A 14,471-nucleotide genomic window follows, 5' to 3' on the forward strand; every position below is an offset into this window, starting at 1 on the left:
GCTCCCTGAGGCACACCCAAGCGTTCACGCCGAATCAGATAATGCCCCATATCCAGCGCCGCTTCACAGGCGCGTTGAATGTTGAGAATGGCGGCATCCTGGCGGGTATAATCGTTGGCAAAGTGCACTGGATCCTTTATTATACTCTTCTCGCGCCCGCGCCACACCCACACTCGGTGGTCGCTGCTTTGTTGATCAGAACATCATCGGCCATAAATGGTTCCCTTCTCTTGAATCAAGGCCATGAGGGGTGCTCTGGCCTCTTGCAAGGCGCACCGTTCACTGAGGAGCTTGGCGACTGCACTGCGCAGGCTTGTTTCATGATGCAAAAAGCTCTTCCAAGGTATGCACCTCCAACAGACGTTCGCTGCAGCGCTGCACAAAAGAGGGTTCGGCCACGCGCACGATGGTGATGATCTCCTCTGGAAGCGGGCCAAAACGGCGCTGCAATAGTCGCAAAAGTAGTGCTGCCTCCCCTTCCCGTTTGCCTTTTTCTTCTCCCCGTTTTTCCGCCTCTTGCACCGCCAACTCCAACGCTCCCCGGGCATCCTGGGCGGCCATGGCGGATTTGTCATAATATTCCAACTCTTCGCGATTCATCCCGGCGACCCGTGCTTTTTCAAAGGCGTGGCAGATTGCTGGTTCGGCAAGCCGTTCGGGAACCTCCTGCAAGGCAGAGGCATGGCGAATAAAATAGATCCATTTGTCCAACAGAGTGTCCAAATCGTGCAAAGAGCGGGTAAATTTGGGCAGTTCGACAAAATAGTAGAGGATCTCGCGCAGCAAAGACTCCCCGGAGAGGCTTTCGCGCATTTCGTGCATTGAGACACAATGTTCAAATTCGTTGAACAGTCGAAAATCGGTGATGGTGACGGCGATGACCTGATTGAGTTTGGGATACTCTTCGGCGCTGGCAATCTGCTGCACATAGGCTTTGCTGGCATTAAACTGGATCCGTTGCAGAAAGGCGCGTACCCGACTGACCTGCATCTCCACGATATATTGCACCCCGCGATGATCCAGGCAGCGCACATCCAGTACCGAGCTTTTCAAACCCTGCAGGCGCGGCGCCAAAAAGGGATCCATCAGGGTCACCTCGCGCAAGCGCTTCTCTCCCTGCAACCCCAGCAGGCTCTCCAGAAAACTGATCAAAATATCCTTGGCATCTTCGCTGCCGAAGATTTTTTTGAAGGCAAAATCGATGCGCGGGTCAATAAATTGCATGGCACAACTCCCCGATCCCCAAGCACAGCGGTTGACAAGTCCAGTCTACCCCGCACCAGCAAAAATTGCCACAACAGTTTGCATCCGGCCAAAGGCATTGGATATGCAGAGATAAGAGCTCATTTTTGTAGTCATTTTCACTTCGCACAAACTCTCATCGGCGTGCAGTCTCCTCACTTTTCGTTACCACCAAAAAAATTTTTCAAACTAAAAAATCATCCATTGACCTCCATGTCAAAAGGAAATACGATAACAACTAGGATCCTATTAATGGCGCGCCTACCGCTCGTTGCACGCCATATTATTAATTTATTCACAATATTAATATCTACATGGGTTAGAATCGTGAAGAAATTCCAATCTTTTGTACAACCGTTGAACAGTTTTGATCGTATAGGTAGCGATTTGGAAATAATTGAGATCCCATCGAATAAAACTCAGGAGATTGATCCACATCCTTTACTGTCCATAGCGGTGCTCCTGACATCATGGTGAATCCTGTCTCTAGAGCACCGCCTCAAGAAATCAATCGCTCGATTATTGGTAGACATACGTAAACTGTGTACCATGCGGAGGATGAGACGCCGTACCTCGCCCCTCGGCTGAATCTCTAAAGTCCAGTTAGGAGAGAAAAAGTTGGAAAGGGATGAAAAATATTATTGTTATATTGTTTTGACTACAATTTTTGCGTACAACATTTATTTGGATGTTAATAATATTAATTCAAGAGGAAGTTTTGATGGTGCATTTTTTTGGATGACATTGTTCTTAATATATTTTGGGATTTCACTAATAGCGTTCCTCTCTGGAGCATTCGCAAGAATTATATACAAAAGAAAGGAATCTTTATTGTGTCATTTTTTTTATATTATTTTTTGTTTTTTAATATTTATATATTCATGGGATATACATTACGCAAAGCGTTATATTGCAGCAAAATTAATATATGCTAGCAGTTACTCAAAATGTCGAACTAATGCACAAAAACACAACAAACTAACAATTTGTTTTGCATCAGTAAGCAACCAAGACTTCGATATTATTGCAATTGATCCAAAACATGAGCTGTCTGCTGGAAGTGAATTTTGGACTTCGTCTATGATTAAAACATTTCACGAAAATAAATTTAATATCCCTCAAGCAAGAATTGGCCCTGGCATGACAGTTCATCATTTTTTTGATGATGTTTATTATCTTTATATGGATTGAAATATATTTGTTCAATTAATATGTGGTTAGCATGCACTTAACTCTACCAGTCAACGAATCTGTTACAATACGATGACTGTTATTTGGAATAAACAGCACATGGTGATAAGCCCGTCGCTGCCAGAAAGAGAGAGGTTGTTTCATGGTTGCAGAAAGCAGGTGATATTTGCGCCCGTCATTCATTGACCAGAAATGAGTAAAAGACACGATAAGAAACATAAACGATTCAGTTACATGGTTGTTCGGAACGCTAAAATAAAAGTTTGAATTGATTTTTTACGGTCAGCGCAATATTTCATTATATAAAGGAAACGGTGAGTGTTTACAACTGTAAAGGCAAGAATTAATCCCTTAACTATCGCTTTTGTTCTTAGCATTGTCATAACTTTTGCACTGTTGGATGGTTGTCAGGCATGGAGAAAAATGGCAGCTTATACTGGGAAAGATGGAGCACTATACTTCAATATTCCAGATGGAGAAAATTATTCAAAAACAGAGGTTTTGATCTTTACCGTTAGCAATATACAAGATGGAAAATTTAGTAGCAACTACTGGTCTTTCAGTAAAAAATATCCTATTTCTGTTTCACAGAAAATTGGTGAATCTCATGAATTGCCTTTGCGTTATGGGAATGAACCCCCTGGTGCAGAAACTGAATTTCAGCCTAAAGAGATTATAAATGGTATATACTCTATAAGAGGGTTTGTTATTTTAACTGATGCAAAAAAAATTAGCAGGACTGGTGTTAACGGTAAATTTGTTTATGAAAATGGGTCTGTGCAAAATATGTAAGTAGTGATCCATGGGCAGGATTATAAATGGGAGAAAAGCATGTGAGTGTCACAGCCAGAGCAAGAAAAAATTATTCAACAAGTGCTGTTATAGTTATCTTTGGCATCTTTTTGGTGCTTCTGAGCGGTTGCCATCCATGGATGCGAGCGGAGGCTTACATTGGGGATGATGGGGCTCTGTATTTTACTATTCCAAATAGAGAAAAATATAACTCTGTAAGTATATATAGCTTTTACATCTATCAACTCCAAGATGAAAAACCTAAACCTGATGGTGAATATTGGTCTTTCTCTAAATCAGGATCTCCTAAAAAAATTCAGTTTGGAGAATGTAACGACTTTCCGTTGCGATATGGCGAGGAATTACCAGAAATGGACATTGAATTGCAGCCAAAGAAAATTATAAATGGCGAATATGCACTCAGAGGAGTTGTACGTATAACAGATGATAAAAATTGGCATACGCTACAAATGCACGGTAAATTTATATATAATAATGGCTTTGTGAAAAATATAAATTAGAGAATTGGTTTAATGTTGCGCTTTCTAACTCAAAATTTACAGGAGGACCGCTATGAACGAACGAGTATTGACCGCAGGTGAAATTGCGCTGCTTCGCCCGATATTTGGCGATTCGATTGACTACTCAAAAATTGAAATTGATTCCAGACTATTCCCTGGAAAGGATGCAGTAGTGAAGTTTAATACAATATCATTTCCTACAAATAACTATTGTAGTGATTATTCAATACTGACTAATGTTAACCTTAAGGCATTGCTTATACATGAAGTTGTTCATGTATGGCAATGGCAAGTACAAGGAAAGAATACTATTTTTGAAGGCTTTAAGAATTTTGTGTCTAATGATCTTATATATGATGATCGTCTATACTATTATTCGATCAACGATGACTTTAACAATATGAACATTGAGCAACAAGCGGCATCGGTTGCTGACAGATTCTTGCTACAGAATGGAAAAAAACCTTGGTACTGTACAAACTGTTCCGTTGATCCTATTGCTGACGGTACACTTAACAAGCTACTACAGCCTTTTGACCAAATTAACAAATCAACCAAGGCACGGACACTTTCCAATACCACGAGTCTCATCGAGACCGATATCAACGGCGACAGTGTAATTGACTCCAGCATTCAGACCACACAAGAGAGTAGTGGTGTATGGAAAGCGCTGCTTGACAACAACGGTAACGGCACCTGGGATCAATTTAATGTAGCGACAGACATCAACAACGATTACCAAGCAGACAGCTTTGTGTCCAGTGGCAGCACCCTGGCCAGTTTGTTGAATGCTGACATGGAATTGAACACACTGCATACTCAAGGCTATCTGAGCAACGCGCTTTGGAACGAATATTCTAATTTTTCTACCATGCAGTTGGTAAGCAACTCACCCACACTGACGTTTGCATTTGAGGGAGATAGCACAGCTCCTATCGGTGCATTCTATGAAAGCCGCACTCCGGGATTGGATCCGGCAACGACCATTGCCAACCGCACCTTGCGTATTCTCAACAGCTCAGGTGGTGCGGTGACGGCGACGCAGTTGGCTGCCTTGGATGCCAACGCCGATGGCAAACTCAGTGGGACCGAGTTGAATACCCTGTATGCATGGTCCGACCTTAATGAAGATGGCATTCTCAACCAGACGGCCACTGCCAGCAACGAATGGAGCTCCCTGGGTACGGCCTTGAGCAATATCGGTCAGTCAGCCGTGCGCTCCGGTGACTATGGCTACCTCACCTCCGGAAATGCACTCTATCGCACCACGGCCCAAAGCACTACTGCAGCGCCACTTAACACACTCAGCGCTCCGACATCTCCCGCTCCTCTGGCCAGCAACTATACCACCCTGCGAACCACGGATAACATCTTTTACATCAACAGCTACACATGGATCGCCTGGGCCCCCACGCAGATCAAAATTTCCAGCAACCAGCAAAACCTCGTGGGCACGGACAACAACGACTCCTTTGATGTCAACTACTATGCTGCCTACAACGGCACTTATTTCAACCTGAGTCTGATCAAAAATTTTTATGCAGGCGGTGGCAACGATGTCATGGGTGGCAGTACCCGCAGTGACAACCTGTGGGGTGGGACGGGCAATGACACTCTCCTTGGCTATGCCGGTGATGACAAGATGTATGGTGAAGATGGGGATGATACGCTGCAGGGTGATGTTGGCAACGATACCATGGATGGTGGATTGGGCGCGGATCTGTTGTTTGGTCAGGATGGCAGCGATATTCTGGTGGGCGGCACGGGGAATGATGAACTGCAAGGTGGTGCCGGGAACGATCAAATGGATGGGGGGACGGACATTGACAAACTGTTTGGCCAGGTCGGCAATGATATTTTGAACGGTGGAGATGGTGCCGACATTGTGGTTGGTTTTACTGCGAGCAATGATACGAAGCAGACCCTGGCGAGTGGCGAAACGGATGATGATACCCTGTTTGGCGGCAATGGCGCCGATCAAATGTATGGCGGCCTGGGCAACGATTACATGGACGGAGGGGTGGACAATGATCTGATGTCTGGCGGAGCGGGTACGGATCAGATGTTTGGCGGATCCGGAGATGATGAAATCAATGCCGAAGCCGGTAATGATATTCTGGATGGCGGCTCTGGCATAGACAAGCTGTTTGGGGGTGTGGGCAACGATCAGATGTGGGGCGGGGATGGCAATGACCTCATGATGGGTTTCACACCGAGCAATGATACCAAACAGACGCTGGCGACGGGCGAGACCGATGACGACATAATGTACGGAGGTGCGGGAGATGACCTGCTGCTGGGCGGATTGGGCGGTGATCTGCTGTGGGGCGGAATCGGCAATGACGAGCTTAATGGAGGCGATGGCAACGATGCCTTGTATAGCGAAGCAGGTAACGACAAAATTTTTGGCGGTGTGGGCAATGACATCATATATGGGGGAGATGGCGACGATACTTTGTTCGGTTTTACGGCGTCCAACGAACTCAAGCAGACACTGGCAACGGGTGAAAGCGACGACGATTATCTTTATGGAGGGACTGGTAACGACATCATAGTGGGCGGAGTTGGCAACGACTTTATCGACGGTGGAGCCGGTGCCGACAACATGCAGGGTGGACAGGGCAACGATACCTATATCGTCAACAGCGTCAATGATGTCATCCTGGAGTTGCAAAATGAGGGGTATGATACGGTTGTCAGCAGTGCAAATTATATCCTGAATACCAACATCGAAGAGTTGAGATTGGTTGAAGGATTCAACATTCACGGAACGGGAAACAGCCTGAACAATATCATCACCGGCAACAGTGCGGACAACATTCTCGATGGGGTAACCGGAGCGGATACGCTGCGCGGAGGGGCTGGCAATGACACCTACTATGTGGATAATGTTGGTGATCAGGTCATCGAAATGACAGGTGAAGGGACGGATACGGTCAACTCCACCATCAGTTACACTCTGGGTTCAAATCTGGAAAATCTGACTCTGTTGGACTTTTCCAAGGCCGAAAAGGGTATTGCCGATGGAGTCAACATACTGGTATACGGCTATCCCAAAGCCTATGAACTGGATTACATGCAAGGCAATGCTGTGGCGGGATACAAGGGAACCTGCGCCTTGACGGCCATTGCCAATCTGAGCACCCAAGCCAACCAGGCATTGTCGGAAGCCCAGGTAGTGCAAACCGCCATCAACAATAATTGGTGTGTCACCGATCCAACTAAAACAGAGTATCAGCGCGGCGGATCAAATTATATTGATCAGCAAGCACTGCTCAACAGTTACGGCATCCGCAACGGGATCATCACGGGCTTCAACGAACAGGGTATCGCCAATTTGCTCAAAGGTGGGCGTGGAGTGATCATTGGCCTGAATGCCGGTAAACTCTGGGGGGATAACGCCTATCTGGACAATGGGGCGGTCAATCATGTGGTGACTGTAACCGGCGTGGCCTGCGATGCAACCAGCGGGACAATCAATGGATTTTACATCGCCGATTCCGGGCGCGGACTGGTCAGCGATATGACACGCTACATCGCCATTGCCGATTTTCGCAACTGTGCCCAAGTTGCCAATGCCTACACCATCTATACCGTCGATCCCATCAAGTTGTGGAACGAGGATGTCAATGCCTCTGGCAATAGTCTGAACAATATTCTCACCGGCAATCGTGGCAAAAACACGCTTTCTGGAGGTTTGGGCAATGATACCCTGATTGGCCAAGCAGGAGACGATACCTATCTGTTTGCCCGCGGGGATGGTCAGGAAGCGCTGATCGACAATGATGATACGGTTGGCAACATGGATATATTGCAGCTCGTCGGCATCAATCAGACCAACCTGTGGTTTTCTCATGTCGGCAATGATTTGAAAATCAGCATTATGGGATCGACAGAACAAATCCTTATCAAGGATTGGTATCTTGGCGGCACTTCCGGCAAGGACAACCATGTGGAAGTGATCAAAACCGCCGAAGGTTATACCCTGTTTGATACAGACGTTGAGCAGTTTGTCCAGGCCATGGCCGCCTTCGCGACTCCCGCGCCAACCCAGACCAGTTGGAGCAATGGACAAACCAGTAATGGCCAAGTACTGCTCACAGTTACCCATTAAACGCATACGCGGGACTATCCTCTGTTCTCCAGTGTGGCACTTCAATACACACTTCTCCAGAGGACAAGATTCTGAGTAGATCGCCCAGTTGGCGGCAGATAGTGGCGCAGGGATGCGCCCTCTCTGCTCGCAATCACTGAGCAGGGATGTCATAATACCATGAATAATATTATTGTCATTCTGCTGCGCCTGCGAACATTATTAATAGAATAAACACATGATGGATGCGCACGCCAAATCCGATATCGATAGCGGTTTGCACTGTTTGCTTCTGATGGCAAGATTGCATGGTCTTGTTGCCGACAAAGCGCAACTACAACATCGCTTCGGTGCAGATTCATTTTCGATTCAGACCATTCTGCTGGCAGCCAAAAGCATGGGCATGACGGCTCGACTGGTGAAGCAGGATCCAAACCGCCTGGACCGCACACCACTTCCGGTTGTGGCAGTGGACAAGTCCGGTCAGTTCTTTCTTGTCGGCAAAGTGGATACCAATTATTCTCCTTGTCGTCTACTCATCCAACGTCCTGGCAATCCGCCGGAAGTGATCGAGCAGAATGTATTCCTGGATATCTGGTCTGGAGAGATGATCTTCTTTACCAGCAGAGCCACTTACCTTGGCGAATTGGCAAACTTTGATTTTACCTGGTTCATTCCTGCCATTGTCAAATATCGAAAATCTTTGGGTGAAGTGCTGATGATCTCGTTTGTGTTGCAGATCATTGGTTTGGTCACACCCATGTTTTTCCAGGTCGTGATGGACAAGGTGCTCGTCAATCACGCCATGAAAACCCTGAACGTTATTGCCATTGGTCTGATTGCCGCCACAATCTTTGAATCCGTACTGACAGCCATTCGCACGGCGCTGTTTGCCAATACCAGCAGCAAGATCGATGTGGAGTTGGGTTCACGATTGTTTGGTCATCTGTTGGCATTACCAGTCAGCTATTTTCAGGCACGACGGGCTGGTGATTCGGTGGCACGGATTCGTGAACTGGAGAATATTCGTGTTTTTCTAACCAGCAACGCCATGAGTCTGATTCTGGATATTCTTTTTTCATTTGTTTTTTTCGGGGTAATGTTGTGGTACAGCACTACTCTCTCCTGGATTGTGCTGGCATCGATTCCTGTCTATCTGGGATTATCTTTCGTGTTTACGCCGGTCCTGCGGGCTAAACTCAACGATAAATTTAACAAAGGAGCGGAGAATCAGGCATTTCTCGTAGAAACTCTCACCGGCATGGATACCATCAAGGCTCTGGCGGTAGAACCTCGCTGGCAACAGCATTGGGATAAACAACTGGCTGCATATGTTTCTGCAGGACTTTCCACCACCAACATCGCCTTGGTGGCCAGCGGTGGTGTGACTCTGGTTAGCAAGTTGGTTACTGCCGGCATAATGTGGATGGGTGCGTTGCTGGTGGTGGATAACCAAATGACCGTTGGAGAACTGGTTGCCTTCAATATGTTGGCGGGGCAGGTCTCCTCCCCCATTCTGCGCTTGGCCCAACTTTGGAACGATTTTCAACAAGTCGGCATCTCCATGAGTCGCCTGGGGGACATCCTGAATGCTCGGACTGAACTCTCTGGCCATAAAACCCGCGTTCCCCGCATCGCTGGAGCAATCTCCTTCGAGCATGTGTTTTTTCGTTATCGCCCAGAAGCCCCGGAAGTTCTGCGCGGTGTTTCCTTGAGCATTCAGCCTGGAGAGATCATTGGGATAGTCGGACGTTCCGGATCGGGAAAAAGCACCTTAACCAAACTCGTGCAACGTTTGTATGTTCCAGAACGCGGCCGTGTTACCATTGATGGGCAAGACCTTGCCATCGTCGACACAACCTCCATTCGCAACCAAATCGGCGTCGTTCTGCAAGAAAACACCCTGTTTTCCCGGTCGATACGCGACAATATCGCGCTTTCCGATCCTGCCATACCGATCGAAAGAATAATCGCTGCAGCAAAACTGGCTGGTGCACATCCATTCATATGTGAACTTCCGGAAGGTTATGACACCCTTGTTGGTGAACAGGGTACCGGCTTGTCTGGAGGCCAGCGACAACGCATAGCTATTGCCAGAGCCTTGATCTTGAACCCACGCATTTTAATTTTCGACGAGGCCACCAGTGCCCTTGACTATGAATCTGAGCGGGTTATCCAGGAAAATATGCGTCACATCTGTGCAGGACGGACAGTCATTATCATTGCGCATCGTCTGAGCGCCGTGCGGGATGCCCATCGTATTGTCGTCGTAGATCATGGACAGATCGTTGAGGTAGGATCTCATGCCGAATTGTTACAGAATCCACGGGGCATATACCGTCATTTGTATCAACTTCAAAACCAGCAAGTCCATGGGGTAGCTGAGCCATCGCTTGCGCAGAAAAAATCATCATGAGTGGTTACCATCGTTGGCAAGCCATGGTTTCTTTGTTACAGCGATACCGAGCGGTTTTCATTCATGCTTGGCGGTTGCGGGATACCATGCGCAGCGGATTTTTTAACAAACAAGAGGCTGAGTTTATGCCAGCCGGTTTGTCTTTGCAGGAAATGCCCGACTCTCCCACACTCCGTGCCACCGGTCGCATTTTGATGCTGCTGGTATTGATTGTCACCTTATGGTCTGTGCTTGGCGAAATCGATATTATTGTGCATGCCACAGGCAAAATCATCCCATCAGCACGCACAAAAACAATCGCTTCGGTTGATACTGCCAGCGTTAAGGCACTGTTCGTGACCGAGGGGCAGGAGGTCAGAGCTGGTGATTTGTTGATCGAACTGGATGCCAGCAGCAGCGATTCCGAACATGACAAGGCCGCAGATGCCGTGGCTCAGGCTAAATTGCAGGTTGCACGCTCTGAGGCCATGATCGAAGCTGTCACCCATCTCAAACCTACGCGCATGAAACCGGTCACTGGAATAAACGAAAGTCAAAGAGAAGCTGCCAAACTGCAACTGGAAAGCCAGTTCCGTGATTTTTCAGCCAAACTGATCCGTCTCGATGGAGAAATCGCCCGTTTCGCTTCCCTGTTACCTTTGGCAACACAGCGTGCCAGAGATTTTCAGGCACTATTGGAAGAACATGCGGTATCCCGGCATGCTTGGCTGGAAAAAGAACAGGCTCGTATTGATCTTGCGGGACAGTTGCAGGATGCCAAAAATCAACGTTCGGCCCTAATCGCACAGACGCACAAGGAAGCGCATGATTCTTTGATCGAAGGCCAGAAATTGATTGCCGCTGCCCAGCAGGATCAACGCCGTGCGGGAGAACACAGCAAACTCCTGAAACTGATTGCACCTGTGGATGGCACGGTGCAACAGTTGATCGTGCATACTGTAGGAGGTGTGGTCCCGGCGGCACAACCACTGATGCAGATCGTTCCCAAGGAGAATGTGGTAGAGGTAGAGGCATTCCTTGAAAACAAAGATGTTGGTTTTGTCCATAGAGGTCAGGATGCGGAGGTCAAAATAGATGCATTTGAATACACCAAATATGGAACCATAGCGGCCAAGATTAAACATGTCTCCCAGGATGCCATTCAAGACGAAAAAAAAGGATTGATCTACGCAACGAAAATTGTTCTGGAAAAAAAATCATATTTTTGTGGATGGAAAAGAGATGCCATTGTCGGCTGGCATGTCTATCAATGCGGAAATAAAAACCGGTACTCGACGAATCATTGAATATGTTCTGTCACCCTTGATGAAACATCAAAGGGAGGCAATGCGTGAACGTTAAACGAAGAGCAGTGTGGCTGAAGAGAATAATGCTTCTGGTCGGTATTGTCTTGTCGCAGACCACCCATGCCCGCGACTGGTTCGACATGCTCACAACCCCACTCGAAGATCCATTGCTGTCGCTGCCTCAGCAGTTGGAGACGGGGAAAATCTTACCTGGGGATGAACAAGTCCATTCCTGTCCGATGGAGACTTATGACTCTTCTCAACCATTGACGCTCTTGACCGCCATTGATTTGGCCTTATGTCATAATCCAAAAATTCGGAGCGTCTGGGTACAAATCAAAGTGCAAGCTGCTCAGGTTGGCGAGGCACGTTCAGCCTATTTGCCCACTGTTACCATGGGTGCAAGTCGCTTGCAACAGAAATCAGAACAAAAACAGAGTCTGATCTCGGTGACTAGCGAGCGGGACAGTGACTCAAAATATGCCACACTGACATGGCGGTTGTTGGATTTCGGTGGTCGTGACGCCAATCGACGCTCCGCAAATGCCCTGCTGGAGGCTGCTCTGGCAAGTCATGACGAAACATTGCAAACCACGCTCGCAACCGTTGTCGGCTTGTATTTTGATGCTCAGACCGCAAAAGCAAATCTGGATGCAAAAATTCAAGGGGAAATATTGGCCAAACAAACCTTGAAGATTGCCGAAAAACGAGAATCGCGCGGAGCCGGTGAGCGCTCCGATACCTTGCAGGCAAAAACAACGCTCAGCAAGGCCGAACTGGAACATGCGCGGGCACTGGGCAGTTATGAAAAGGCATTGGTGGCACTGATCGCTGGACTTGGCATACCTCCTCAAAGGTTGCAGACACCTCAGTTGATTCTGGCCCCGGATTACCACGATGCGGCAACCATCCTGCTTCAGGAGTTAAGCGAATGGCTGAATACTGCCCAAAATGAGCACCCAGCGTTGATCTCTGCGCGAGCCCAGTTGGAAGCAGCCAAAGAGAGGAAATCCGTTATTCGTTCTGAAGGGTTACCGACCCTGGATTATACCCAAAGTCAGTACATCAACGGTCGTCCAGGTCAAGGATTGTCCAACGCCGAATCCAGAGAAAACGTGGTCGGTGTAACGATCAATTTTCCTCTATTCGATGGATTTGGACGCACATACAAGGTTCGTGGTGCAGAAGCGCAAGTCGAATTGAAAACCTCTGAGTTGCAAGAGATGCAAAACCAGATTCTGGCTGAAATCGCCAAAGCTCATGCCCATGCTTTGGCCGCTTTGCGATGTCTGGATAGCTCAAAACGATTGCTTGATACCGCGCAAGATGCTTTGGAAAATGTGCGACGACGGTACGATCAAGGAATTTCGGATATCCTGGAAATGCTGAATGTCCAGATGGCATTCGAGGATGCACAACAAGAGAGAGTACGCTCTCTGGCTGATTGGCGTTCGGCGCGACTTCGTTTGCTCGCCAGCGCGGGAACTCTTGGGATCAAGGATGTTCGTTAGCCTGGTGCAAAGCTGCGCTTGGCTGCACAACTGCGTTGGCTAAGTTGTGGTTACCCCTCCTCCTCACGCAGGCGCTTTCTGAGGGTTGTCCAGCAAAAAATAGGCGATGATCCCCGGCAGAGAGGCCAATATCTGCAGCAGACGGGCCAGCAAAAAGGCGGTCACCAAGAGCGCCACAACCGCCTCAGGTTGCAACCACTGACACACCTGCGCAAAGGCGATTTCGCCTATACCCAATCCGCCCGGAGAGAGCGGCAGCATATTGGCAATCCAGGCGATTGGCGCAGCAAGCAGATAGTTTTGCAGCGCTGTGCTGCCCAGATCCAACGTGGCACTCACCCGAATCAATACCCATACCGCCAGCAGTTGACAGAACAACGAGAGCAGCACAGCCTGAAAAAAAGAGAAAAGCGTCTGCCGCCACTGGCTCCGCAACAGCTCGATTGCCGCCAACAGCTTGTGCACAGGCAGATAACGCAACCAGGCTCGCTGCGCCAACTGCGGCAGCCAACCCAGCGCAGAGATCCGGGAAAACAAACACAGCAACAGCACGGCCAGCAACGGCACCAAAAGCAGAATGGCCAACAAAAGATAAAAAAGGACTGTGCCCGAACGAGAAACCAGCAGAGCCTCCTGCAAAAACAACGCTGCCAAAAAAGCCAGCACAAACATCGAATAGAGGCCAAGCAAACGGTCAAACAATACCGTCAACCCCGCCACCATCTGTTGTTCAGGTGGCAGATGACGCAGCAAATAAACAATCCGCAGCACATCACCCCCTACCACACCAGGAACCACCGAATTAAAAAATGTGGTGGCATAGGTCAGCTTATGCAGCCAGGAAAAGCCAAGACGACACCCCTGCCCGCGCAATAACAGATGCCAACGCACCGCCCCCAGAGAGATAATCAACAGGTTGATGGCAATACCAACACTCCAGGTCTCGACATGGACCATGCCATGCCACAACAGCTTGGGATCCAAAATACCCTGTTGCCAAATCCACAACAGCAAACCACAGGCTATCAGGGATTTCAGGGCAAAAATTCCCCATGCTTTCATCACATCCCTCTCTTTTTTGCCAACCACATAGGCGCGTCGGCTTAATGTGAAAAACGCACCAACAACCAAACCCCAGAGGCTTTGCCCCTGGGCTCCATCAGGAAGGCGCCCTCCCGGACCCGCAGTTGTTTTTGCTGGTGAACGGGTAACTATTCAGGTTCGTGCTGGCTCGCCAGCTCTACCCGGTTTGCGATGACTCGCCAGCTCTACCCGGTTTGCGATGACTCGCCAGCTCTACCCGGTTTGCGATGACTCGCCAGCTCTACCCGGTTTGCGATGACTCGCCAGCTCTACCCCCATGGGGATGCTGTGCGGATTGGCGCAAAAAGGCGCGCCAATCCGCACAGCTTGCTTCCA

8 protein-coding genes and 2 pseudogenes are annotated in these 14,471 nt (G+C 48.3%); 7 read left to right on the forward strand and 3 right to left on the reverse strand.

Features of this window, described 5'->3' with window-relative positions:
* Together EJP87_RS18970 and EJP87_RS07425 are read right to left on the reverse strand one after the other, a co-directional pair.
* A pseudogene (locus EJP87_RS18970) lies at nt 1–214 on the reverse strand (DUF86 domain-containing protein); the annotation flags it as partial.
* A 104-nt stretch (nt 215–318) separates the two neighbouring features.
* Nucleotides 319–1,224, reverse strand: a complete 906-nt coding sequence (locus EJP87_RS07425) for an Rpn family recombination-promoting nuclease/putative transposase (protein ID WP_130471230.1) — start codon at nt 1,222–1,224, stop codon at nt 319–321.
* A gap of 636 nt (nt 1,225–1,860) precedes the next feature.
* Here EJP87_RS07425 and EJP87_RS07430 point away from each other — a divergent pair.
* The 7 genes and pseudogenes from EJP87_RS07430 to EJP87_RS07460 all read left to right on the forward strand — a co-directional run bounded on the left by EJP87_RS07430 (nt 1,861) and on the right by EJP87_RS07460 (nt 13,052).
* Complete coding sequence (locus tag EJP87_RS07430; RefSeq protein WP_130471231.1) at nt 1,861–2,433, forward strand: hypothetical protein; 573 nt, start codon at nt 1,861–1,863, stop codon at nt 2,431–2,433.
* A gap of 318 nt (nt 2,434–2,751) precedes the next feature.
* Entirely contained in the window at nt 2,752–3,225 is a 474-nt protein-coding gene (locus EJP87_RS07435; protein ID WP_130471232.1) for a hypothetical protein, read from the forward strand.
* Between the two features lie 26 nt (nt 3,226–3,251).
* Nucleotides 3,252–3,746 (forward strand): hypothetical protein, encoded by a 495-nt coding sequence (locus EJP87_RS07440; RefSeq protein ID WP_130471233.1) that lies wholly within the window; start codon nt 3,252–3,254, stop codon nt 3,744–3,746.
* Between the two features lie 334 nt (nt 3,747–4,080).
* On the forward strand, nt 4,081–7,860 hold the full coding sequence (locus EJP87_RS07445) for a hypothetical protein (protein ID WP_227657515.1): 3,780 nt from the start codon (nt 4,081–4,083) through the stop codon (nt 7,858–7,860).
* Nucleotides 7,861–8,077: 217 nt separating this feature from the next.
* Nucleotides 8,078–10,255, forward strand: coding sequence for a type I secretion system permease/ATPase (locus tag EJP87_RS07450; protein ID WP_130471234.1), 2,178 nt, complete (start codon nt 8,078–8,080; stop codon nt 10,253–10,255).
* Nucleotides 10,252–11,596: pseudogene (locus EJP87_RS07455) on the forward strand (HlyD family type I secretion periplasmic adaptor subunit). Before EJP87_RS07450 ends, EJP87_RS07455 begins: the two are co-directional and overlap by 4 nt.
* A gap of 28 nt (nt 11,597–11,624) precedes the next feature.
* Nucleotides 11,625–13,052, forward strand: coding sequence for a TolC family protein (locus EJP87_RS07460; protein WP_130471237.1), 1,428 nt, complete (start codon nt 11,625–11,627; stop codon nt 13,050–13,052).
* Nucleotides 13,053–13,115: 63 nt separating this feature from the next.
* Here the strand turns inward: EJP87_RS07460 and EJP87_RS07465 are convergent, their stop codons facing one another.
* Nucleotides 13,116–14,114: a lysylphosphatidylglycerol synthase transmembrane domain-containing protein gene (locus EJP87_RS07465; protein WP_130471235.1), complete on the reverse strand. Its 999-nt coding sequence runs from the start codon at nt 14,112–14,114 to the stop codon at nt 13,116–13,118.
* Nucleotides 14,115–14,471 lie beyond the last annotated feature (357 nt).

The organism is Candidatus Magnetaquicoccus inordinatus (genome assembly GCF_004217665.1).
GTDB classification, from domain to species: domain Bacteria; phylum Pseudomonadota; class Magnetococcia; order Magnetococcales; family Magnetaquicoccaceae; genus Magnetaquicoccus; species Magnetaquicoccus inordinatus.